Genomic DNA, 24,870 nt, shown 5'->3' on the forward strand with positions numbered 1-24,870 from the left:
TGGTAAGTCGCACGTATAAGATTTTTTCGCTCGCTACTCCCTAACGCCAACCCGCTCAAGAAACTGTTCTCTTTCGCCCCTCCTGCCCTTTCCAACCCTTGCTCTATCGAAATGACAAGGGGGGAACACAAACCCAAAACACCGGATACAACAAACCCCGGCGTTTCACCAGGGTTTATTATGCTTGCATAGCAAATATACGAATATTATAAATATCTTATATTAAGCAACCTTTAATTTTTTAATATCCGATTTCTCAAACTTATCCAGCGCGTAGTCTAAAGTTACCAAAAGGCGTTTAATATCCTTTTTAGACGGGAACTCAAACATGGCATCTATCATAATAGCTTCGCAGATAGAACGCAGCCCGCGGGCGCCCAATTTAAACTCCATCGCCTTATCAACAATAAAATCAAGCACATCGTCTTCAAACTCCAGTTTTACACCTTCGTATTCAAACAGCTTTTTGTATTGTTTCAGCAGCGAGTTTTTAGGTTCGGTCAGGATATTGTGCAGGGCTTCCCTATCCAGCGGGTTAAGGTAAGTGAGCACCGGTAAACGGCCTATCAGCTCGGGGATTAAACCAAATGCTTTCAAATCCTGCGGGGTGATGTACTTGTACAGGTTTTTCATATCCACATCGCCGCCTTCATCGCGCTTCATTTTATAACCCACAGTTTGGGTACGCAGCCTGCTGGCTATCTTTTTATCAATACCATCAAAAGCGCCGCCGCAAATAAACAGGATATTGCTGGTATTTACCGATATCATCTTTTGATCGGGGTGCTTGCGCCCGCCTTGCGGCGGTACGTTCACCATGGTGCCTTCCAGTATCTTTAGTAAAGCCTGCTGCACACCCTCGCCCGATACATCACGGGTGATGGAGGCGTTATCGCTTTTACGGGCAATTTTATCAACCTCATCAATATAAACAATGCCTTTTTCGGCAGCGGTTACATCGTAATCGGCGCTTTGCAGTAAACGTGTCAGGATACTTTCAACGTCCTCGCCTACATAACCGGCTTCTGTTAGTACAGTAGCATCGCAAATGCAAAAGGGAACGTTTAATATTTTAGCTATGGTTTTGGCCAGCAGGGTTTTACCGGTACCGGTTTCGCCTACCATTACGATGTTTGATTTTTCGATCTCTACATCATCCTTTTCCACACGCTGGTTTAAGCGTTTGTAGTGGTTATATACCGCAACCGAAAGTATTTTTTTAGCATCGTCCTGGCCAATAACGTATTGATCAAGGTGCGATTTAATTTCGGCTGGTTTTAACATGGAAGGGGCCGAAGGCGAAGATTTAACCTTGCGGATCTTCAGTTCTTCAGCTAAAATCTCGTTAGCCTGGTTAACGCATTTATCACAAATGTGCGCATCCAACCCGGCTATCAGCATCAGGGAATCCTGCTTACCGGCGCCGCAAAATGAGCACCTGATTTCCTTGCTGTTTTTTGTCATTGTGGGGTGTGTTTAACCAAAATTAAGTAAATATTGATGAATATACAATAATAAAGGGTAAATGGTTTCAATTTACCCTTTATTATTGCTTAATATTTCAATTATTTTTCGTTGCTGTTCCGTAAGATCTCATCAACCATACCAAAAGCTTTGGCTTCTTCGGCAATCATCCAGTGGTCGCGGTCTGATGCGTCCCAAACTTTCTCGTAAGATGTACCGCTGTGTTTAGAAATGATCTCGTACAGTTCCTTCTTCAGTTTAGCGATTTCGCGGGCGGTGATCTCGATATCAGATGCCTGGCCTTGCGCGCCGCCCATTGGCTGGTGTATCATTACCCTTGAGTGCGGTAAAGCTGCACGTTTACCATCAGCGCCGGCGCACAATAATACAGCCGCCATTGAGGCCGCCATGCCGGTACAGATAGTGGCTACATCGTTTGAAATAAATTGCATGGTATCATAAATACCTAAACCCGCGTAAACCGAACCACCCGGCGAGTTGATATAGATCTGAATATCGCGTTTAGCATCGGCCGATTGCAGGAATAGTAGCTGCGCCTGAATGATGTTGGCAATATTCTCGTAAATAGCATCGCCTAAAAAGATGATACGGTCCATCATTAAACGCGAAAACACGTCTAACTGCGAAATATTCAGCTGGCGCTCCTCGATGATATAAGGCGTCATAGCTGTAGGGTGACTTGTGCTGATAGACATAGGCATGGCCTTACGATCGACACTTGATATAAACTGATCAACAGCCAGGCTGTTGATGCGGTGATGCTTTACCGCGTATTTTCTAAATTCGTCTCTATTGATATTGTCCATTTTAATTTGTTTTTGGGTTTTGTGTGCCCGGTAAATATAGTTTTTAGTTGAATACGATATAACGTATAAGGTTTGTAAAAAGTAAAATTATTTGCAATAAAAAAGCAACTCTGTTGGGAGTTGCTTTTTTGGTGATATTTTCAAGTCCGGAGTCTTAAGTCCGGAGTCTTAAGCCTTAAGTCCTTAGTCTTAAATCGGTACTTACGACTTAAATCTTTAGACTTACGACTTAAGAAAGTTTACTAAACTCGGCGTGTGTGATCTCTTTTTTGTCGGTTGTGATAATGCCTTTTATGTATTCGATCACTTTCATACCTTTCACTTCGTCAAAAATGCGGTTAGCATTCTCTTTGTTCTGTAAAAACTGAACGGTATATTGCGCTAACTGATCTTCGGCCAAAGGCTGCGGGCTGTACATGCGGAATTGCGCGTCTAAGCGTTGTTTAGCTACTTCAAACACATCCTTGTACTCTACTTTAAGATCGTTGTCTTTCATGATCTTATTGCCGATCAGCGTCCATTTCAGGTTTTTTGCAAAATCGTTGTAGCCGCCTTCTAATTCTTCCGGACTGATTTTTTCGTTTGTGGCTTTTAACCAGCGTTTCAAAAATTCATCAGGCAATTCAAAGTTAATTTTGTTAACCGCGTAATTGTAAATGTCGTTTTGCAGTTTACGATCGGCATCCTGCGCCATCATCATTTCAATTTCTTCGGTAACCTTTGCTTTAAATTCTTCTTCGGTAGTTACAACACCTTCACCAAATAATTTATCAAAGAACTCCTGGTTCAAATCTGCTTCCTCTAAACGGTTCACATTTTTAACCGTCAGGCTGAATTTTGATTTCAACTCTGCTGCAGTTTCCTCATCAATACCTAAAACGCCGGCAATACGCGCAGCATCGTTATTATAAGCTTTCTGCACATCCAGTACTAATTCGTCGCCTTTTTTCAGCCCGATCAGTGATTTTTTCACCTTCTCGTCCTGTACCTGGTCTAAACGGATAGAACCTGTATGCTCAATTCCTCCTTCAAAAACAGAACCATCTGGCGAAAGTTGTTTTAATTCGGCATAAAGCACGTCATCATCTGCCGATACGTCAGGATTTGACATTTTGCCATAGCTTTTACGCAGGTTTTTAATCCGGTCGGCTAAGGTTACATCGTCAACCTTAATATCATATTGGGTTACTTTATCTTTTGATGTTAGGTCGATAGCAAACTCTGGGGCCAGGCCTACTTCGTAGTTAAATTCAAAGTTATCGGCAAAATCCCAGTTGTATTCTTTGCTGTCGTCCATCTGCGGCAGCGGCTGGCCTAACACTTCAAGCTGCTGCTCGTTCAGGTAATTATTAAGGGTATCTGATAACAGGTTATTGATCTCGTCAACCAAAATACTTTTGCCATACATACGTTTAATATGCGCGGCTGGTACCATACCGGGGCGAAAGCCTGGTATTTTAGCTTTTTTAGCCTGATCCTTGATGGCTTTTTCAACACGTGGCTGATAATCGGCCGGATCGATATTGATCTTTATAACTGCGTTCAGGTTGTCCTTTTTTTCCTGTGAGATGTTCATCTTAATATAAGCTGTATTTTACTATTAACAACAGGCACCGGGGTAGGTTAAAAAAAATACCCTTGCACCACTAAATTAGGGCGCAAAGGTATAAATATTTTTTAAGATGGGTATGTATTTGCTAAGCTTTTATGCCTGTTAACTTAAATTAACAGGAGCGTTATCTGGTAAATATCAGCAAGCTACCCCCTGCGGCCACCGCGGCCACGTATACCTGATTTACCGTTGCCCGGATCGCCCGCCGGGCCCATCCCTTTCATTTCGCTGTTGAAGGTAATGGTTGATGGTACCGGCTTTCCGTTTACTATTGCAGGTAAAAACTGTAACACCTCTGGCGCTACATCTACTATTTTTTGGTTAACTATTTTAATGCCGTCGCTGCTTTTGATGGAGGCCACCCACGATTTGATCTCGCCTTTTTCGTCCAGGGTGAATACGTGCAATACCTGGTTACGGCCGGCAGTTGCGTTTTCTTCAAAATTAACGCTGGATACTAAAAGCGCCAGGCCACTATAGCCGCCAACTTTTACCGCGTTTTTAATAGAATCGCCCTGCGCTGTATCTTCAATTTCGCAAGTTATCGCCCTGCTCGGGTTGTTTAAAACTAACTTATTTGCGGTATAATCATACTGTTGCTCCAGCGCGCCGTCGTTATAAAAACTCCATAGCCCGGCCCTTACCCCTTTATCGTAACTACCACTGGCTACCAGTTTTTTATCGGTAAAAAGTTTGTACGATCCCTGGCGGATCTTCTTATCCGATTTCAGCACGGTGTATTGCTCTTCAAATTTGCCAATGCTGCTCTTTTTTGCCACAGTATCCTGCGCATAAGCGCTAACTGCAAAGCAGCATAATAAACCAAGTAATAGTTTTTTCATTTTTCCCCTAATTAATAGTTTAGTTTTTCAGTTAATACAAGGCTAATATAATCAATCGCCTATATAAATAACAAGTAATGGGGTGTAACAATTCTAACTTTTACTAAACTTAACCACCTGATTATTAACTACTTTTATAGTTTTCAGGTATTTGTATATGGCTTCCAGGTCGGCTTTTTGCATATGGCCATACATGATCCATGGCATAACCGTTTGAAAATCACCCGGCGACACGGCAGCCGGCTGATAATGACTATCGGCATACATGGCAAAACGGGTTAAAAACTGCTCTTTTGTCCAGGCGCCAATACCGGTTTTAATATCCGGAGTTATGTTAGATGAGCGCACCGTGCCGCCGTTGATCTGGAACGGGCGGCCGCCGGCAAACTCCATCCCGGGCAATTGGGTACCATGGTTTTCCTGCGTATGGCAATCCTGGCAGGCCGCGCTTTGCACCAGGTATTGGCCGTATTTTAAGGTATCGCTTTCGGCCGGGCGTTTGCCCAGGCTTGCTTTTTGCGGCATGGTATGCACCAGGATATTTAGCGGAAAATCAAGCTTACGGGCCGGGTAACTTGCTTCCTGTGATTTCAGGGTTCGGATATAGGCGATTATATCATATACATCCTCCCTGTTCATTTTTGAATAAGACAGCCATGGCATGATGGGGAAAATGGCCGAACCGTCCTTTTTAACCCCGGTTGTAATAGCCCTGAAAATTTCTCCGTCGGTCCAGTTTTTAAGATTATGCGGGGTGATGTTGGGTACGTAAACTTCGCCGGGGAAACCAACGCCGGCATCGAACTTCATGCCGCCTATGCCTAATTGGTTAGTATCGGCCGGGCCTGTAAATTTGGTCCAATCGTGGCCGGAGTGGCAATCCATACAAACCGCTACCTGGTTAGCCAGGTACTTGCCATGCGCTATGCGTTGCGGGGTGTAGGCTATCTTAATATCTTCGGGGGCACCCACATTGGGCAGGGCTAAGGTAACATACGATACCAGCGCCGTTACAACAATTACGATAGTAACCACAGTGATCAGTATCCATTTTTTAAAAGCTTTCATTTTTCAGTAATAAGGTATTTATATTAAAAATTAAGTTAGTAAGATGTACGTACCGGTTAATTGGTTACAACTAAACTTAAAATTTCGCACAAAAACCCGCATCACATCATTTAGCTGCAAGGATATATTACTATCGGCGTATGGATTATACCCTAAAACTTATGATTCCATAATCTGCCGGTTAGGGTTAATGCCTTAAATATAAGGCATCTATTTTATTCCGCATTAATTTATTTTGACACTATATAGATGATTTAACGCGAACATTTAAGCTAAACTTGCTGTTGACATTATTAAAAGATACCGATGAACAAGCCAATTAAAAACACATTTACGATAGGGAAGGATATGACCGTTAACCGTATGGGTTATGGGGCGATGCGTATTACCGGGAAAGGCATTTGGGGCCCGCCCGCAAATAAGGACGAAGCGATCCGTGTTTTAAAGCGCACAGTTGAACTGGGGATTAATTTTATTGATACGGCCGATAGTTACGGCCCCAATATATCGGAAGAGTTAATAGCCGAAGCCCTGCACCCCTACCCGGCCGACCTGGTTATTGGCACTAAAGGCGGCCTGTTACGTACCGGCCCCGACCAATGGCCTGTTGATGCCAGCCCCACTCATCTGAAAGATGCGCTGGAAGGTAGCCTGAAGCGATTAAAACTGGAGCAGATAGACCTTTACCAACTGCACCGCATAGATCCTAAAGTACCCGCAGAGCAAACGTTTGAGTTTTTAAGGAAAGCGCAGGAAGAGGGCAAGATCAAACACATTGGCCTGTCGGAAGTAAATGTGGAAGAGATTAAAAAGGCGCAGGAGTTTTTTGAGGTGGTAAGCGTACAAAATATCTATAGTGTAGATAACCGGAAATGGGAGCCGGTGCTAAAATACACCGGGGAGCAAAACATCGCTTTTATCCCCTGGTTCCCGCTTAACGCCGGGAATGTAGCGGCGCAGGAAAAACTCCAGTTACTTGCCCGTAAACAGAGCTACACTGTACAGCAGATTGCCTTAAGCTGGTTGCTGCACCATGCCGACAATATATTGCTGATCCCCGGCACATCCAGCGTACAGCACCTGGAAGAGAATGTAAAAGCAGCCGGTATTGAGTTAAGTGATGATGATATGGCGGTAATGGATAAGCTGGTGGCTACGTTGTAGGCGCCTGCATATCCCACTCCAGTGTCATTTCGAACGAACACGGGAGGGCTGTGTGATTGCGTGAGGAGAAATCTTTTGCACGCAGTCTAAATCATGTCGAAGATTTTTTCCCTTCGGTCAAGGGGTAGTTCTATCTATCGTTCGAAATGACATGTAGAAACAACAAAAAACTCCTATTCAAACAATTTGTGGCGTTTAGCGTATAAATATTTAAGGATTAATTAAACCTTTTTGATTTTCTTTAATCCTAACGATAAACCATACCGTCACTATGAAGAATCCTTTACTAATCATTACTGCCTTTGCCATTGTTTTTTGCGGATGCAAAAAAGAAAAGGTGGTAAAAGCAACCAATATATCCAATGCCCAGGCCGCCGTTATGGTAGCCACTGCCCTGGCTATGAATGCCAACGGCTTTGTCAGCATAAAAAATGATGTGACCCTTTATGCTAAAAGCGTGACCAATGCCGGTAAAGGCTGCGGGGTGGTTGATTCGTTTGCCGTTGCAAAGCAGGAAGCGGCAACCTCAACCATTAATTATAACTACGCGCTGGGTTATTATTATGTGGTTAACTGCAACGCTTCTGTTCAGGATAATTTAAGCAGTACTATTATTTATAATGGCAGTTTTGACGCGGCTACCCTATCGGCAATTAATTCGGCTAATACCAACATCAGCTTAGCGTCGCTTTCGGGCAGCGCCACTACTTATTCGCTTAACGGTAATTATCAAACTTCAGGATCATTCCAAACGCTTGATGCTACCCAACTTAACGGCAGCAATACCATCAATATTGATATTAAAAACCTGTTGGTAACCAAATCATCCCGGGCCATTGTAAGTGGCAGCGCTAATGTTTCGGTATCAGGAACCGTAAAAAACAAAAACAGCTTTAGTTATAATGGTGCCGTTGTTTTTAAAAATGCCAACACGGCTACCTTAACCTTAGAGGGCGTTAACTACACGCTTGATTTAACCACTGCCGATGTAACGGCTATTTAATACCACCAATACAACATATCTATTATATATAAACCTTTAACAGATCATCAAAATAAACTTTATATATTATCAATAATTGGCAACATCACTAATTATAACCCAGTTTATTAAAATATTATTAATTATTATAATTTTATACATATCTTTATTATACCAATTAATACTATTAAATTATAAACATGAAAAAACTGAGAACCCCTGCCCTGGTATTGTTATTGATTTTAGGCGCCTGCAAAAGATCAGATGATACCGCTACACCATTAACCACCGCCGAAGTAGCCGATATGGTGGCAACATCACTTTCTGTTAATTCAAGCGGAGCGATGACCGTATCTACCGATATGACACTAAATGCCCAGGCTGTTTTTGATTTAAATATTGGCTGCGGCGCTACAAAAAGCTACAGTGTAACGCATACAAGCCCCGCCGGATCGGCTGCTACCTATAGTAACACGCTTAACTATAACTATACCTTAAATTGCAATGCCAGCAATATCCCCGATAATGTTACCGGCACCGCATCAGATAAAGGCACATTCGATGGCCCGCGGATGTCATCAACCAATACCGGCACCGCATCTTTTAAAGTAGCGGGCTTAACCCCTAACGCTACCGTTTACGCTATTAACGGCGAGTATAAACGTACGGGTACATTCACCTCAAAAGTAGAGAGTAAAAACACCAGCACTACTACCATAACATTGGTCATAAAAAACCTGCTGATCAATAAAACTACCAAAGCGGCAACAGGCGGCACAGCTACTATAACCGTAACAGGCACAACAACCAGGAAAGCCAGCATTAACTTTGAGGGTAATCTTACCTTCAATGGTGATGGCAAGGCCACTGTAACCATCAACGGCACCGTGTATCTTGTGGATCTGTTAACCGGCGACTTTACCAAAAAGTAAGTTAAAAAATATAACGTTAAAATCCTGTGTAAAACAGAAAGGCGTCCCAATATTTATCGGGACGCCTTTTCTTTTCGCTTTGTTTTTTTAAGCTACACATTGGCCACTTTAAAAGGCTTTACATCAACCGTTTCCCAAACTCCCTGGGTAATATAAGGTTCGTTTTGCTTCCAGGCTTCCAGTTGCTCTTCGTCTTCAAACTGCATAATCATGGTTGATCCTATCATATGGCCTTCCTCGTTCAATATAGCGCCACCTAAAATAAAGTGGCCTTCAAATTTCAATTGTTTGGCAGCATCAAAATGATGCGGGCGTACATCCATGCGGCGTTTCAGCGCGCCGGCATCGGTAAAATCGTACGCCGTTATAAGGTATTGGTTCATAATCGGGTAGTTTAATGTGATAGTTTAACAATTGTAAACAATAATTCGTTTTATTTTGAAAGAAAAAAACATGTAATAAGTGTATTTTTTACAATATTTGTTTTTTACACCAAGTATCCATATAAACATGAACGAGAAGCTGCACGAAGCGTTTGAAAAACTATACCATAAACCTGCAGATAATGCCTTTTTTTCGCCTGGACGGGTAAACCTGATAGGTGAACATATTGACTACAATGGCGGCCTGGTAATGCCATGTGCTATTACATTGGGCACCTATTTATTAACCTCGCCAAATAGCGATGGCGTTTTTCGCTTTAAGAGCTTAAACTTTGATGATCATTACGATGTTCCGCTAAAAAACGGGTACCAAAAAGAAGATACCATCTGGGTAAATTACCCTAAGGGAGTTATCCAGCATTTCCTGAATGACGGGAAAGAGATACAGGGTTTGGATATGCTTTATTATGGTAATATCCCCATTGGCTCGGGGTTGTCTTCTTCAGCCTCGATAGAGGTGGTTACGGCCTTCGCGCTTAATTACCTTTTTAATACCGGATACACTAAGCTTGATCTGGTAAAATTATCAAAGTGGGTTGAAAATGTTTTTATCGGCCTTAACAGCGGTATTATGGATCAGTTTGCCGTTGCCTTTGGCGAAAAGGACAAAGCCCTGATGCTGAACTGCGAAACCCTGGGTTACCAGGCGGTTGACAGTAACCTGGGCGATTACGTTTTAGCCATCATCAACACCAACAAACTCCGTAAGCTGGCCGAATCAAAATATAACGAACGCGTACAGGAATGCGCTACGGCCCTGGCTGCCCTGCAACAGGAGCTGGACATTAAAAACCTGTGCGATATTGACGCGGTAACTTTTAACCGTTACCAGCACCTGATTACCGATGCTACCGTACTTAAACGCGCCTGGCACGTAATAGAAGAAAACGACCGTGTTAAACTGGCGGCCGATGCATTATCAAAAAACAACCTGGCCGAATTTGGCCGACTGATGTATGCCTCGCACGAATCATTGCGCGACTTATACGAAGTAAGCGGTAAGGAACTGGATGCCGTTGTAGCTTACAGCAAAACCAATCCGAATGTTGTTGGTGCGCGTATGACCGGTGCCGGATTTGGCGGTTGTGCCATAGCTTTGGTTAAAGCCGACTCCTTTGATGAGTTTAGCGAAGGACTGACTACCTATTACACCCGCGAGATAGGTTATGCGCCGGCCGTATACCACTCGTTGATTGGCGATGGGGTTGGGTTGCTCAAAACAACCACACATGCGTAAGCTAAAATTAGACGAACTTAACCGCGCCACCATCTCCGAATTTAAAGCCGGGCAAAAACTGCCTGTTGCCGTAGTGATGGATAATGTGCGCAGCATGCATAACGTGGGCTCTATCTTCCGCACCAGCGATGGATTTGCGGTGGAGCAGATTTGCCTTTGCGGGATAACCGGTCAGCCGCCGCACCGCGAAATTGAAAAAACCGCGTTGGGTGCCACGCAATCTGTAAACTGGGCTTATTTTACCGATACCGTACAAGCTGTTGAAAAACTCCGCACCGAAGGCTACCACATTATAGCCATTGAACAGGCCGAAAACAGCACCATGCTGGATACTTTTAGTCCCGACCCTACCCTAAAATATGCCTTAGTATTTGGCAACGAGGTTAACGGCGTTGGCGATGAGGTGATGGCTATAGCCGATACCTGTATCGAGATCCCGCAGTTTGGCACCAAGCATTCTTTTAATATTGTGGTATCGGCAGGTATTGTTTTATGGGATTTTTACGTAAAATTGAGTCTGAAATAACATGAGTTCAATATAAGCCCCTCATGTCATTTCGACGAACGGCGGTGGGTGAAAGAAAGGGTGAGGAGAAATCTTATACGTAATGCAGTCGGCAATAGCATCTTGTATAAGATTTCTCTTTCGCCCCATCACACAATCCCACTCTTGCTCCATCGAAATGACACAAGGGGCTTATCTCGAATTCGCATTAAAATAGATTCGGACATGAACGCACTTGCCAAAAAACTACAGGTAAAACCCGGCAGCCGCTGGTTATTGTATAACGCACCGGCAAACTTTCCCGAACTTTTAGCCCCATTGCCCGATGGGGCGGGTACCTCATTTGCCATTGAAGGCAGCTTTGACGGCGTACTGCTTTTTGTAAAAAACAGTGATGAACTAAAGCGCGATTTGGTAACCATATCCCCTATCCTAAAACAAAAAACCGAAACCTTGTTTTGGGTAATCTACCCGAAAAAAACATCTGGCATAATTACCGACCTGGAAATGATGAGCAGTTGGGACGAATTAGGCAAATACGACCTTACTGGTGTTGCCGCGGCAGCCGTTGATGCCACCTGGACGGCCCTGCGTTTCCGCCCGGTTGCCTTATCCAAAAAATCGGATACCTGTAACGATGAGATCCCCAATAACCAATATGCCCAATATATTGATGTAACCAATAAGCAGATCACCCTGCCCGATGAAATAGCTACCATATTGCAACAAACGCCGGCAGCCATGGCCATGTACCAATCCTTATCGTACACCAACCGTAAGGAATATGTGCTGTGGATACTGACCGCCAAACAAGAAAAAACAAAAGCAGATCGTTTGGTTAAGCTGGTAGAGAAATTGGTTGCCGGGAAGAAGAATCCATCGGATAAGTAGCTTACAATGCGCATAAACTGGTCGAAGTTTAGCGCAGCGTAACTTCGACCTATAATATGGCAAGCATCCTGCTTGCGAGAAAACAAAATCAAATCACTTAGTTAAATGGGCCGTAAATACATCTTTCATCAACATGACGAACTTTACTTCGTAAGTTTTGCCACCGTACAATGGATCGATGTATTTACAAGAAGGATTTATTGCGACATTATTGTTGAGAGTTTAGACTACTGTATCAAAAATAAAGGATTAGAGTTATATGCATGGTGCATTATGTCTAATCATGTCCACCTGATCATCAGTACAGAAAAGGGGAACTTATCCGATATTCTACGCGATTTAAAACGGCATACTTCAAAGACAATAACTAAAGCTATTGCCGAAAACACACAGGAAAGCCGCAGGGATTGGATGTTATGGCTATTTGGCCGGGCCGGGAAGCACAATCCTAATAATGAAACTTATCAGTTTTGGCAGCAAAACAATCATCCGATACAATTAGCTACAAACGAAATGCTTCATCAGCGACTGGATTATTTACACAACAATCCGGTTAAATCTGGCGCTGTAGATTATCCGCCAAACTATTTATATAGCAGCGCAAAAGATTACTATACAGACGAAAAAGGGTTATTACCTATTGTTTTGATCAGTTAAGATAAGCTGAAAGCTTATCACATTTTAGGTCGAAGTTACGCTGCGCTAAACTTCGACCAGCTAAGTATTATATATCTATCAAAACAAAAAATCCCCTCCCACCGAAGCAGAAGAGGATATAAAACTAAACAAACTATCTTATTTGAGCATCCCTTTGAGCAACAATGACTCAATGACCTGATGACTCAATGACTTCTTAAGAGTAGACCTGCTCAAACACGTTAACCGCGTCTTTGCTTTCCAGGTTGGTATGGCCCATTAAAAACTCATCAACCTTGCGGGCGCACTCGCGGCCTTCGGATATGGCCCAAACCACCAGCGATTGTCCGCGACGCATATCGCCCGCGGCAAATACTTTGCTTACGTTGGTACGGTAGGCAGCTTCAGTGGCTTTAACGTTGTTACGGCCATCCAGCTCTACACCTAAATTTTCCAGCATGCCGGTATACTGCGGGTTAACAAAGCCCATGGCTAAAAACACAGCCTGGCAAGGTATTTCCCGTTCCGATCCTTCTACTTCGTTAAACTTGATCGGGCGGCCCAGCACATCCAGTTCCCAGCTTACGTCGGTTACTTTCAGTGCGCGCAGGTTACCATTCTCGTCGCCTAAAAACTCTTTAGTGTTAATGCCCCAGTGGCGTTCGCAGCCTTCCTCGTGCGATGATGTTGTTTTCAACACCATTGGATAAGTTGGCCATGGCATATTTGGCGTACGTGCAGCAGGCGGTTGCACCATCACCTCAAATTGGCGGATAGAATTAGCACCCTGGCGATTAGATGTGCCCACACAATCAGACCCGGTATCACCCCCGCCTATTACTACCACATCTTTACCGGTTGCCAAAATAGGCTCGGCGGTAAAAGCGGTATTGCTAACACGCTTATTTTGCTGCTTTAAAAAGTCCATTGCAAAATGGATACCCTTTAATTCCCTTCCGGGGATAGGCAGGTTACGCGGAATGGTTGAACCTCCGGCCAAAACCACGGCATCGTTATTACGTACCAAGTCTTCGGCGCTGATATCTTTACCAACTTCGGTATTACATTTAAAGGTAATGCCATCTTCCTGCATCAGCTTTACACGGCGCTCTACCACGTTTTTCTCTAATTTAAAATCAGGGATACCGTAACGCAGCAGGCCGCCGGGATAATCGTCACGCTCGTAAACGGTAACGCTGTGGCCGGCTTTATTCAATTGTGCGGCGGCAGCCAACCCAGCCGGGCCCGAACCTACTACAGCTACCTTTTTACCAGTTTTTAACAACGGCGCGGTAGGTTTAACCATACCTTTAGACCATGCTATCTCACTAATATGCTTCTCAATTTCCTCGATAGCGACAGGTGGCTTATTAATACCCAGCACACAGGCCGATTCGCACGGCGCGGGGCAGATCCTGCCGGTAAACTCGGGGAAGTTATTGGTTGATGATAGGATATTATAAGCTTCGTCCCACTTTTTACGATACACCGCATCGTTAAACTCAGGAATCACGTTACCCAGCGGACAACCGCTATGGCAAAACGGAATACCGCAGTTCATGCAGCGCGCTGCCTGGTGGTTTAGCTTCTCTTCGCTATACTGGCCTACAAATTCGTTATAATTATTTACCCGTTCTGCCACAGGCGTTTTAGCTGGCAGTTCGCGGTCAAATTCCTGAAATCCGGTTGGTTTTCCCATAATATTAATTGGTTGCCTGGTATTGATTCTTTAATAAAACTTTCTTGTATTCCTGAGGGAATACTTTTACAAATTTGGTTATGGCTATTTGCCATGTATTCAGCAGGTTTTGTGCTACCTGGCTGCCGGTTAACTGCACATGCTTGCGCAGCAGCGTAATGATCTGCTCTTCATCCTGCGGCGATAGCGGATCAAGATCTACCATCTCGCGGTTACAGTTTTCGGCAAATGTGCCGTCGGCGTCGTAGATCCAGGCAATACCACCGCTCATGCCCGCGGCAAAGTTGCGGCCTGTTTTACCTAATATCAGCGCGCGGCCGCCGGTCATGTATTCGCAACCATGGTCGCCAATACCTTCCACAACAGCAGTAGCGCCCGAGTTACGGACGGCAAAACGCTCGCCGGCCATACCGCGGATAAATACCTCGCCGGCAGTAGCGCCATACATGGCCACGTTACCGATGATCATATTTTCTTCAGGCGCAAATTTGGCTTTAGCCGATGGATAAATAGCCAGTTGGGCGCCCGAAAGGCCCTTGCCTACATAATCATTAGCTTCGCCTTCCAGCTCAAAAGATAAACCTTTGGTAGTGAACGCGCCAAAGCTTTGTCCGGCCGATCCTTTAAACTTATAATTGATGGTATTATCCGGTAAACCGGCCGAACCATATTTTTTAGAGATCTCGTTTGATAACAGCGTGCCGATGGTACGGTCGGTATTTTTCACATCAAATGTGGCAAATACCGGGGTTTGGTCTTCCAGCGCGGTTTTGGCTGTTTCCAGCAGTTTCCAGTCGATGATCTCGTCCATGCCGTGATCTTGTTTTTCGCTATTATAAAGCGTTACACCGCGTTGGTTGGTTACCGGGTGTAAAATACCCGACAGATCAATCTTCTTCGCCTTCCAGCTCTTAATATTATCCCTAACCTTAAGGAACTGCACACGGCCCACCATATCGTTAACGGTACGGAAGCCCAGATCGGCCATAATTTCGCGTAGTTCCTCGGCTATAAAGTAAAACAGGTTAACAATATGCTCCGGCTTGCCGCTGAACAGCTTGCGCAGTTCAGGATCTTGTGTAGCAACACCCACAGGGCAGGTATTTAAATGGCATTTACGCATCATAATACAACCGCCGGCAACAAGGGCAGCGGTAGCTACGCCCCATTCTTCGGCACCCATCAGGGCGGCAATGGCAATATCGCGACCGGTTTTCAACTGGCCGTCTGTTTGCAACACTACACGGCTACGTAATTTGTTACGTACCAGTGTTTGGTGCGCTTCAGCTAAACCAAGCTCCCACGGTAAACCCGCATGCTTGATAGAGCTGATTGGCGACGCGCCTGTACCACCATCATAACCGGCAATCAATATCACATCGGCATGGGCTTTAGCCACACCCGCGGCTATAGTACCTACACCTGCCTTTGATACCAGCTTAACGTTGATACGTGCGGCACGGTTAGCATTTTTAAGGTCGAAGATCAGCTGGGCTAAATCCTCGATAGAATAAATATCATGGTGCGGCGGCGGCGAGATCAAACCTACACCCGGGGTAGAGTGACGGGTTTTAGCGATCCAGTCGTCTACCTTATGGCCGGGCAATTGGCCACCCTCGCCGGGTTTTGCGCCCTGCGCCATTTTTATCTGTAATTCGTCGGCATTGGTCAGATAGTTGGATGTTACCCCAAAACGTGCCGATGCCACCTGCTTAATAGCCGAACGCATCGAATCGCCGTTAGGCATCAACTCGTAACGCAATTCGTCCTCGCCGCCCTCGCCAGTATTACTTTTCCCGCCAATACGGTTCATGGCAATAGCCAGCGTGCTGTGCGCTTCGTGCGAGATGGAGCCAAACGACATGGCGCCGGTAGCAAAACGTTTCAATATCGCTTCAACCGGTTCAACCTCATCAATCGAGATCTGCTCGCGGTGATGGGCAAAATCCAGCAATCCACGGATGGTATAATGCTTTTCAGTTTGCTCGTTAATTAGCTTAGCGTATTTTTTATAAACCGAGTAATCGTTAGTGCGGGTAGCATGTTGCAGCAAGTGCACGGTCTCGGGGTTAAACAAGTGTGCTTCGCCTCTGCGTTTCCATTGGTAAATACCACCTTCGGGCAGCAGTTTGCTTTCTTCTTTCGATCCCTGCGCAAAACCAACCTGGTGCTTGCTCATTACCTCGCGGGCAATTTCATCAAGTCCTAAGCCCTGGATCCGGGTAACCGCACCAGTGAAATATTTGTCAACTACGCTCTCATTTAAACCCAAGATCTCAAACACCTGCGAGCCATGGTATGATTGCAGCGTAGAGATCCCCATTTTAGAGAAGATCTTCAGCAAGCCATCGTTAACAGCCTTTACATAGTTTTTCAGTAGATATTTAACATCAAGGTCGGTATCTAAGCTACCGTTGTTTTTAACGGTTTCAATAGTAGATTGAGCCAGGTACGGGTTGATAGCGCTTGCGCCAAATGCCAGTAAGCAGGCAAAGTGGTGTACTTCCCAAACATCGCCGGCTTCTACAACCAGGCCTACCGCGCCGCGGCAGCCTTTTTTAATCAGGTGGTGATGCACAGCCGATACCGCTAATAAAGATGGTATAGGCGCATGTTCCGAATCGATAGCACGGTCCGAAAGGATCAATACCTCAAAGCCATCTTCAACAGCATCTTCAGCATAGCGGCAAAGGCGGCTTAACGCTTTTTCCATACTGCCCGGCTGCCCATCGGCCTTAAAGTAAGTTTGCAGTGTTTTAGCATGGAACATGCCGGTATCAATACTGCGCAGTTTCTCCAGCTGATGGTTTTTAAGGATGGGGTGTTTCAGCATTACGCAATGACAATGCATTTTGTCTTCATCCAGTAAATTGCCGTTGTTACCGATAAAGGTAGCCAGGCTCATCACCAGGCGTTCGCGGATAGGATCAATCGGCGGGTTGGTTACCTGGGCAAAAAACTGCTTAAAGTAACTTGACAGGTGCTGCGGTTTATCCGACAGGATAGCCAGGGGCACATCGGTGCCCATAGAACCAATTGGCTCTTTACCATCGCAAGCCATGGGTTTGATAATGGTATCAATATCCTCGCGCGAGTAACCGAATACCTGCTGGTAACGGAATACCGAATCGGGCGTCAGGCTGGCGAAAGCCAAACGGGGCTCGCCCAGTTCGCCTAATATAATTTTATAATTCTCCAGCCAGCGGCCATAAGGCTGCTGCGAAGCTATTTGTTGTTTAATTTCTTCGTCGGCTATGATCTTCCCTTTTTCGGTATCAACCAACAGCATTTTACCTGGCTGCAGGCGGCCTTTTTTAATAATGGTCGATTCGTCGATAGCCAGTACGCCTGCTTCAGAAGCGGCAATTACGCGGTTATCGCTGGTCACTACATAACGCAGCGGGCGCAGGCCGTTACGATCTAACAGGGCGCCTACCAGCTTACCATCGGTAAAGGTGATAGCGGCCGGGCCGTCCCATGGCTCCATTAAGGTGGCATGGTATTCGTAAAACGCTTTTTTAACCGGGTCCATTTGTTCGTTACCATCCCAGGCTTCAGGGATCAGCATCATCATAACATGCGGTAATGAACGGCCCGAATGCAGCAGGATCTCGATAATATTATCCAAACAAGCCGAATCTGACTGCGCACTGTCGATCACCGGCAGCAGCATTTCCATTTCTTCGGCGGTGAAATAGGTGGACGCGTACGATTTTACCCCCGAGTAAAACCAGTTTAAGTTACCGGTAAGGGTATTGATCTCGCCATTATGCGCTATTAAGCGGAAAGGCTGCGCCAGTTTCCACGATGGAAAGGTATTGGTTGAGAAACGGGAATGGATCATGGCAAAGCCCGATGCCACCCGCGGATCGCTCAGATCGGCAAAGTATTTACGTAATTGGTACGTAGTCAACTGGCCTTTATATATAACTGTTTTGCAGGATAGCGAGGTAAAGTAAAAATACGCGCCCGCGTTTGGAATAGTATCGTTAACGGTTTTGGTGATGTACCTTCTTAACACGTATAGTTTACGCTCAAAATCATCGGCGTTGGTTATATGGTGCGGCCTTAATATATAAACCTGCTCCGCGTCCGGCTCGGCCTGGCGGGCGGTTTCACCAATAACAGATGAATCTACCTGTATCTTACGATAGCCTAATATATGCAAGCCTAATTTTTCGGCGGCGCTGGCAATTACTTTGCGGCAGGCTTTCTTCAGTGTCGAATCTTTTGGAAAAAACAGCATCCCTACCCCGTACTCACCCGGTTCGGGCAAGCTGATCTCCAGGTTAGAACACTCTTCCATCAGGAACTCGTGCGGCAGTTGTATCAATATCCCGGCACCATCGCCCGAATCAGGATCGCAGCCGCAAGCGCCACGGTGTTCCATGTTTTCGAGAATGGTAAGCGCATCATTAACTATCTGGTTGGACTTATGTCCATTAATATTGGTGATGAATCCTGTTCCGCAGGAGTCGTGTTCAAATTCGGGCCTGTACAGGCCTTGCTGGTGGCAATCAGTTTGGTCCATCGATATTCTCGTTTACAAGAGGTGTAATTACGAAGATATAAAAAATGTAAAAAAAACCCAATATCCTTAACAACTTTTTAATTATTTTAAATAAAATTAGCTAAATCATATCAAAGTTTGATTTCCGATTATCAAATTGGCATTAATATTAAGAATTTTACAATTTTGAATGTCATTTTTGGTATGCAGGCATAATAAAATATAGACCAATTTGGTAGACTTTGAGCAAAATATGATAAAGATTATAGTTTAGATAGGGTAAATTGCTTTTTCATGGACTATTTAATCACAAACTTCACAGAAAGTTTATACAGAATTTATAAAGGGAAAACCGCAGGGGTTCACAAAGGTTTTAGCATGATATATATCGAATATTACGATGCTTTTTTAGCAGGTCTTCACCCATTTTATAATTAAATTCCGATATTATCTGTCACAATTTCCCCTTAAAATGGTTATATGATATACAGGGCATTCATCTTATTTATATCAAATATTAAATATAAATTTGATTACCTTTGACCCAAATACGCTATAATGAGATTTTTCGAAGAAAAAAGACGTGAGGTAATGAAGCATGTAGAAAAATACATGCTGGAGCATATGCATACGTACTTAAAGCCAATAGAAACTAACTGGCAACCATCCGACTTTTTACCTGACGCTACACGGGATACTTTTTTCCAGGAAATTAAAGAATTGCAGGAAAGCGCCAAAGGCCTTTCGTACGATCTGGTAGCTGTATTAATAGGCGATACCATTACTGAAGAGGCCCTGCCTACTTATGAATCATGGCTGACCATGGTGGAAGGCGTATCGCCCGACGAAGAAGGTGGCTGGATGAAATGGACACGCCACTGGACTGCCGAGGAAAACCGCCACGGAGACCTGCTGAACAAATATTTATACCTGAGCGGCCGTGTAAACATGCGCGCCATGGAGGTATCAACCCAGTACTTAATTGCCGACGGCTTTGATATTGGTACCGGCGCCGACCCATACCGTAACTTTATTTATACCAGCTTTCAGGAGCTGGCCACCAACGTATCGCACCGCCGGGTAGCCAGCCAGGCTAAAAAGGATGGTGATACCCTGCTATCTAAAATGTGCGGTGTTATCGCATCAGACGAGGCGCGCCACGCTAAAGCCTATATCAGTTTTATTGGTGAAGCTTTTAAGGTTGATGCCAGCGAAGCGATGATCGCGTTTGAGGATATGATGCGGAAAAAAATTGTTATGCCAGCCCACTTCCTGCGCGAGGTTGGTTTAAAGATAGGCCAAACCTTTGGTCACTTTACCGATGCCGCACAGCGCCTGGGGGTATATACCGCTATTGACTACGTTGACATTTTGAGAGACCTGATTAATGAGTGGAACGTAGAGAGCATCACTGATTTGAACGAAGCCGGCGAAAAAGCGCGTGATTACGTAATGGCCCTGCCCGACCGTTTAATACGCGTAGCCGACCGCATGAAGAACCCAATGCTGGATTATAAGTTCAGCTGGATAAGCGGATAGGTAAGTCAGGAGTCTTAAGTCGGAAGTCCTCAGTATTTTCGACTTAAGACTTTGTACTTAAGACTCAAATCGGAAGTCCCCAGTATTTTCGACTTAAGACTTTGTACTCAAGACTCAAATCGGAAGTCCTCTGTATTTTCGACTTAAGACTTTGTACTCAAGACTCAAATCGGAAGTCCTCTGTATTTTCGACTTAAGACTTAGTACTCAAGACTCAGGACTTCAAAATCACTCCCCGCTGATATATCTTATATCCGCCCCGTTCAAATTATCCATTTGCAGGGTTTCTAATATACTTTGCAGGGTTATCTGGTTAACATCATCTACATAATGTTCGGACTTGGCCACATATAACTTGTTGCCCTGTACGGTTATCCTGAACAGGTACCCTTCATAATAATCGGGTTGATTGATCTCTATCGTATCCCCGTTTTTTATCACATTAAACTCAATATCTGTTTGCCGGGCTTGCATAAAAGCCGGGTTCAGTTTTTGTTGTAAAACTTCGGTCAGTTGATCTATATCCCAGGGGCGGTTTGCGGTGATGATTTTCATATATATGTTTGGTCGGAATAACATTATACAAACCTAAATCCGATACATATTGTTTCGCTCCTTGCAGACTTACGAAGTTTTAAAAACTTCGTAAGTCTTTCTTACATCAGGCAAACTCCTTTATATTTACAATGTTTCTATTACATACATCTTAACATGAAATATAAATTGCTTGGCCGCTCGGGCCTTAAGGTTTCCGAATTTTGTTTAGGCACTATGGGCTTTGGTACCGATAACGGCTGGGGGGCCGATGCCGCAACCAGTTTTGCCATTATGGACGAATTTGCCAATGCCGGGGGCAACTTTCTGGATACCGCCAATGTATATCAAAAAGGCACTACCGAAAAAATCATCGGCGACTACCTGGGCAACCACGACCGCGATTACTTTGTGCTGGCTACAAAATACAGCTTAAAGGATAATCAAACCAATCCCAACGCATCGGGCAATAACCGTAAAAATATGATGCGGAGTGTGGAAGCAAGCCTGAAGCGCCTAAAAACAGACTTTATTGATGTATTGTACCTGCACATTTGGGACGATATTACCCCGATTGATGAGGTACTGCGCGGACTGGACGACCTGATACGCCAGGGCAAAGTGAACTATGCGGCCATAAGCGATACGCCTGCCTGGGTAGTAGCCAAGGGGAATACCCTTGCCGAGTTGATGGGCTGGAGCCAGTTTATTGCTTTGCAGGTAGAGTATAGTTTATTGCAACGCACTCCCGAACGCGAACTGATCCCCATGGCTAAACATTTCGGGATGACCGTTACACCGTGGGCCCCACTGGGCGGCGGCGCATTAACCGGCAAATACTTAAAAGGCGACCAGGGCCGCATAAAACCCGAAAGTAACCGCCGCAATGCAAATAGCGAACGCATTACCAAAGTAGTAATGGCCATAGCCGATGAATTAGGTGTATCGGCCGGTAATGTAGCCTTGCAATGGATGCGCCAGCAAAATTTCTCATGTATACCCATTGTAGGCGCCACTAAATTATCTCAATTGCAGGATAATCTTAAAACCGGCGAACTAGTTTTAAGTGATGAACACCTGCAAAAAATAGATGAAGCCAGCGCCATCCCGCTCGGGTTCCCCGGCGATTTTTTTAAGGAAGAAAATGTTAGGATGAATTCTTTCGGCGGGTTTTATGACCGGGTAGAAAAGCGATAAAAAGAAAACCCGGAATATAGTTTTATGCTATATCCGGGCTTTCGGGGCGTTTATTAATAGTCCATCAGTTTAGTTATGACGATCTACAGTTCTATTGATCAATTTGTCGCTGCCCGAGACATAGTTAACAAATACAATAAGACCTAATATTAAACCGCAGGCCGAAAAGGTTACTATATATCTTAGGCCATCGTGGATTATCGCGTTCATATCAATCAATTTTAATTAGTGTGATATCATGAACATTGCAATCACAATGCCAATGGTTGAAACGTGGTTCATCCGTAAGTTAAGTGCAAGGTCAATATTTGATTTAGCCACATAAAAATGGCCTTTAAAGCCCCCTGCGATAGGTTTTTAGATTAACTGGAAGCTTTAGTTATGATGAGATCCCGTTTAATCTGAAGAAAATAAACTGGGGAATTTATAAACAGGCGTTTACCGATTTCCACAATCAGCGATTATTTATGGGTATATCCTGCCTCACTATTAATTTTTAAAGCGGCGCAGGTATTTAAGATTGATCATATCCCCGTAAGGGATATTGGCCGGATTTGAAAGGCTGAACCAGGCATCACCGCCCTGCTGCAAAACCTGGATATCCTGAGCCGGCATAAAGCTTTGTGCCAATACGAACTTTTTATCATGACTGGTATTTTCTGCCACATCTAATATGATAAAACAATGCCCTGGTGATCCGCCGTGGATAAATACATCCCCGGCTTTTAAATCAGCAGCGGTATTTACTTTTACCAGTTCTTTCTCTAATGATAAAGTACCTGCATAACTGAACACCAAATTCATATAACGCATAAAGGCGGGATAGGTATAATCCTTATTTGCCTTTAGCACCCATTTATTATTGCTGTAGCGATAACCATCGGCATAATGCACATAATCACACCTGAAACCGCTGGTAAAGTTGAAGGAAATGGCATCATATTTTTTATACTGATAAAGATATTCGGCACGCAGGCGCATAACGGCATCGGCACATTGCTGAAGGTCTTGCTTACCTACACTCATATCAATTACAGCGGCGGTATAACCATCGGTGCGGGCAATGTCGCCCCGGTATGTTTTGGTGTGGGTTCCGGTTGGCTTTAAAGGTAAGTTGCCCAGCCATGTACCAAAACTATTTGCGGATGGGGCAGATCTGCTATAGCCCGCCGGTGTTTTAAAGCGGGTATTTATATCATCACCAAAGCCTGTCCATAAAGTAAGCAACAATACTACGGATGCCCACATTTTCATTTGGTTTGCGCTTTAAGTAAATTAAGATAACAATTAAACGGCATAGGCAGTCCATTTTGTAAATGATACGCCCCGAAATGCAAATGCGTAGGCGACCGCTTTTTAAACGCGTTAAAGCCGGTCCGCCCTACCTCGGCTATCCTTTGTCCCTGCGCTACCTCATCACCCGGACTAACAAATATGGCCCGGTTATGCGCGTAATAACTAATAGTGTTCAATTGCGGGTGATAGATCCAGATATATCTGCCGCCACGCAGGTTGCTATGCTTGTCCCATTCATTACTGCAGGCAATAACAATACCCGCGGCAACCGAAAGTACATTTACAGGGCCGTGCGTTTTATCGTCCATATCATCCTGGTTGCTGTCGCTGATAAAAATATCATGCGCGGGGTGGGCAGTATGTTTATTACCATCGAAATAGTTGTACCCTTTATCGCTATAGCCGTTGCCCTTAACACCTCCGATAGCGCCGCCACGGTATCCCTGCAAGGGAAATATCCAGCTATCCGTTTTTGGGAAACTGATAGTTTGTTGTAGCGATGCTATTAAAGTTTTGAATGGGGCAATGGCGTCCTGTTTTTTGATCCAGCCTTCCAGGATACTGTTGTTCAGCTCGTTAATTCTCATGCAGATGGAGCGAGCATCCTGCGCATAGCTGTGCTTAGCGATAACCAGGAGGGCAATGCACAGTAACTTTTTCATTATTTAGTACGATGGTATTTGTTTCAGCTGCTCTTTAACGTAGGTTTCCCATTCTTGTTGTTTCTCCTTGTTAATCGAGTGGTTTGTTTCGGTATCATACTTCTCTTGCATCTCCCGCTTTTCCTTTACATTTTGAGCAAATATTTTGCTCACCTCGCTCTGATAATTAGCTGAGTATTTAAATGCGTTGAACGCTACCATTAATTTACGGGCAAACAGCTCGCTGATATCAAAGTGCAATTGCTCATGTGCAAGTAAGGCTGGGGTTTGCTTATCCTTCCGGCTCCACGATTGCTTTTGATCAAAACTATTCTCAATGGTGAATGTGAGTGTAAATACGCCATTGTTTACAACCGGCTGGTAAGCGTACTTTGTATATGACATGGTATTGGCAAAGTATGGGTTGGATTCATCAATCTTACCTTTAAAATCGCTCCATTCAAGCTTTGTATCGGCGTTCCATTTAATAAACTGGGCATGTAATGCTCCCGGAATAATTAACAGAGACAGTAATAAGGCGTAATGTATTTTTTTCATACCCGGGTTTATGGTACCGTAATAATAATCAAAAAATAAGTTATTGTGCAACTTAATCCTTTTAACATGTGGATGAAAAAATATGATTTAGCCCATTAACTGCGCAAGCGTCAGAATAACATCATAAAACCACAGTAAACACAAAACCCCATGTCATCAGACATAGGGTAATGTTATAAAACAAGAAAGCCTCACGTTGTTAAACGCAAGGCTACTTGATAAGATTTGGCACCGACCTACTCTCCCACATTTTACTGCAGTACCATCGGCTCTGGCGGGCTTAACTTCTCTGT

At 44.4% G+C, this 24,870-nt stretch carries 21 protein-coding genes; 9 read left to right on the forward strand and 12 right to left on the reverse strand.

Features of this window, described 5'->3' with window-relative positions; translation table 11 throughout:
* Positions 1-222: 222 nt before the first annotated feature.
* From clpX to AC07M6_RS11070, 5 genes are all read right to left on the reverse strand, one after another.
* Positions 223-1,464: an ATP-dependent Clp protease ATP-binding subunit ClpX gene (clpX, locus tag AC07M6_RS11050; RefSeq protein WP_494889323.1), complete on the reverse strand. Its 1,242-nt coding sequence runs from the start codon at positions 1,462-1,464 to the stop codon at positions 223-225.
* Between the two features lie 101 nt (positions 1,465-1,565).
* On the reverse strand, positions 1,566-2,291 hold the full coding sequence (gene clpP, locus AC07M6_RS11055) for an ATP-dependent Clp endopeptidase proteolytic subunit ClpP (RefSeq protein WP_494889325.1): 726 nt from the start codon (positions 2,289-2,291) through the stop codon (positions 1,566-1,568).
* Between the two features lie 229 nt (positions 2,292-2,520).
* Positions 2,521-3,867: a trigger factor gene (tig, locus tag AC07M6_RS11060; RefSeq protein ID WP_494889327.1), complete on the reverse strand. Its 1,347-nt coding sequence runs from the start codon at positions 3,865-3,867 to the stop codon at positions 2,521-2,523.
* Between the two features lie 182 nt (positions 3,868-4,049).
* On the reverse strand, positions 4,050-4,745 hold the full coding sequence (locus tag AC07M6_RS11065) for a hypothetical protein (protein ID WP_494889329.1): 696 nt from the start codon (positions 4,743-4,745) through the stop codon (positions 4,050-4,052).
* A 93-nt stretch (positions 4,746-4,838) separates the two neighbouring features.
* A complete protein-coding gene (locus AC07M6_RS11070) occupies positions 4,839-5,813 on the reverse strand; it encodes a c-type cytochrome (protein ID WP_494889331.1) in 975 nt (324 codons plus the stop codon).
* 306 nt (positions 5,814-6,119) lie between these two features.
* Between AC07M6_RS11070 and AC07M6_RS11075 the strand changes: the two genes are divergently transcribed.
* The 3 genes from AC07M6_RS11075 (at position 6,120) to AC07M6_RS11085 (ending at position 8,891) form a co-directional block, all read left to right on the forward strand.
* On the forward strand, positions 6,120-6,977 hold the full coding sequence (locus AC07M6_RS11075) for an aldo/keto reductase (RefSeq protein WP_494889333.1): 858 nt from the start codon (positions 6,120-6,122) through the stop codon (positions 6,975-6,977).
* A gap of 271 nt (positions 6,978-7,248) precedes the next feature.
* Positions 7,249-7,980, forward strand: coding sequence for a hypothetical protein (locus AC07M6_RS11080; RefSeq protein ID WP_494889335.1), 732 nt, complete (start codon positions 7,249-7,251; stop codon positions 7,978-7,980).
* 179 nt (positions 7,981-8,159) lie between these two features.
* Positions 8,160-8,891 (forward strand): hypothetical protein, encoded by a 732-nt coding sequence (locus AC07M6_RS11085; RefSeq protein ID WP_494889337.1) that lies wholly within the window; start codon positions 8,160-8,162, stop codon positions 8,889-8,891.
* A 92-nt stretch (positions 8,892-8,983) separates the two neighbouring features.
* Here the strand turns inward: AC07M6_RS11085 and AC07M6_RS11090 are convergent, their stop codons facing one another.
* Entirely contained in the window at positions 8,984-9,274 is a 291-nt protein-coding gene (locus AC07M6_RS11090) for a YciI family protein (RefSeq protein ID WP_494889339.1), read from the reverse strand.
* A 127-nt stretch (positions 9,275-9,401) separates the two neighbouring features.
* On the opposite strand from AC07M6_RS11090, the gene AC07M6_RS11095 reads away from it, so the two are divergent.
* From AC07M6_RS11095 to AC07M6_RS11110, 4 genes are all read left to right on the forward strand, one after another.
* Complete coding sequence (locus AC07M6_RS11095; protein ID WP_494889341.1) at positions 9,402-10,571, forward strand: galactokinase; 1,170 nt, start codon at positions 9,402-9,404, stop codon at positions 10,569-10,571.
* Positions 10,564-11,097 carry an RNA methyltransferase gene (locus AC07M6_RS11100; protein WP_494889343.1) on the forward strand — a complete coding sequence of 178 codons (534 nt, stop codon included), beginning with the start codon at positions 10,564-10,566 and terminating at the stop codon, positions 11,095-11,097. The genes AC07M6_RS11095 and AC07M6_RS11100 overlap by 8 nt, the downstream gene beginning before the upstream one ends.
* A 204-nt stretch (positions 11,098-11,301) precedes the next feature.
* Positions 11,302-11,967 (forward strand): YdeI/OmpD-associated family protein, encoded by a 666-nt coding sequence (locus AC07M6_RS11105; RefSeq protein ID WP_494889345.1) that lies wholly within the window; start codon positions 11,302-11,304, stop codon positions 11,965-11,967.
* Positions 11,968-12,072: 105 nt separating this feature from the next.
* Positions 12,073-12,624, forward strand: a complete 552-nt coding sequence (locus tag AC07M6_RS11110; protein WP_494889347.1) for an REP-associated tyrosine transposase — start codon at positions 12,073-12,075, stop codon at positions 12,622-12,624.
* Positions 12,625-12,820: 196 nt separating this feature from the next.
* Here AC07M6_RS11110 and AC07M6_RS11115 read toward each other — a convergent pair whose 3' ends face one another.
* Together AC07M6_RS11115 and gltB are read right to left on the reverse strand one after the other, a co-directional pair.
* Positions 12,821-14,302: a glutamate synthase subunit beta gene (locus AC07M6_RS11115; protein ID WP_494889349.1), complete on the reverse strand. Its 1,482-nt coding sequence runs from the start codon at positions 14,300-14,302 to the stop codon at positions 12,821-12,823.
* Positions 14,303-14,306: 4 nt separating this feature from the next.
* Positions 14,307-18,833 (reverse strand): glutamate synthase large subunit, encoded by a 4,527-nt coding sequence (gene gltB, locus AC07M6_RS11120; RefSeq protein WP_494889351.1) that lies wholly within the window; start codon positions 18,831-18,833, stop codon positions 14,307-14,309.
* Positions 18,834-19,370: 537 nt separating this feature from the next.
* Here gltB and AC07M6_RS11125 point away from each other — a divergent pair.
* Positions 19,371-20,351: an acyl-ACP desaturase gene (locus AC07M6_RS11125; protein WP_494889353.1), complete on the forward strand. Its 981-nt coding sequence runs from the start codon at positions 19,371-19,373 to the stop codon at positions 20,349-20,351.
* 228 nt (positions 20,352-20,579) lie between these two features.
* Here AC07M6_RS11125 and AC07M6_RS11130 read toward each other — a convergent pair whose 3' ends face one another.
* Positions 20,580-20,906: a hypothetical protein gene (locus AC07M6_RS11130; protein WP_494889355.1), complete on the reverse strand. Its 327-nt coding sequence runs from the start codon at positions 20,904-20,906 to the stop codon at positions 20,580-20,582.
* Between the two features lie 156 nt (positions 20,907-21,062).
* Here AC07M6_RS11130 and AC07M6_RS11135 point away from each other — a divergent pair, with 156 nt between their 5' ends.
* Entirely contained in the window at positions 21,063-22,082 is a 1,020-nt protein-coding gene (locus AC07M6_RS11135; protein ID WP_494889357.1) for an aldo/keto reductase, read from the forward strand.
* 489 nt (positions 22,083-22,571) lie between these two features.
* Here AC07M6_RS11135 and AC07M6_RS11140 read toward each other — a convergent pair whose 3' ends face one another.
* Genes AC07M6_RS11140 through AC07M6_RS11150 form a run of 3 tightly spaced genes read right to left on the reverse strand, consistent with a single transcriptional unit; the run spans position 22,572 to position 24,577 of the window.
* Positions 22,572-23,336, reverse strand: a complete 765-nt coding sequence (locus AC07M6_RS11140; protein ID WP_494889359.1) for a DUF4846 domain-containing protein — start codon at positions 23,334-23,336, stop codon at positions 22,572-22,574.
* The gene (locus AC07M6_RS11145; RefSeq protein WP_494889361.1) at positions 23,333-24,040 is read right to left on the reverse strand and encodes a M23 family metallopeptidase; all 708 of its coding nucleotides are present in this window, start codon (positions 24,038-24,040) and stop codon (positions 23,333-23,335) included. The genes AC07M6_RS11140 and AC07M6_RS11145 overlap by 4 nt, the downstream gene beginning before the upstream one ends.
* A 3-nt stretch (positions 24,041-24,043) precedes the next feature.
* On the reverse strand, positions 24,044-24,577 hold the full coding sequence (locus tag AC07M6_RS11150; protein WP_494889363.1) for a DUF922 domain-containing protein: 534 nt from the start codon (positions 24,575-24,577) through the stop codon (positions 24,044-24,046).
* Positions 24,578-24,870 lie beyond the last annotated feature (293 nt).

The sequence above is a fragment of the Mucilaginibacter sp. GW821-FHT07H05 genome, from assembly GCF_059418485.1.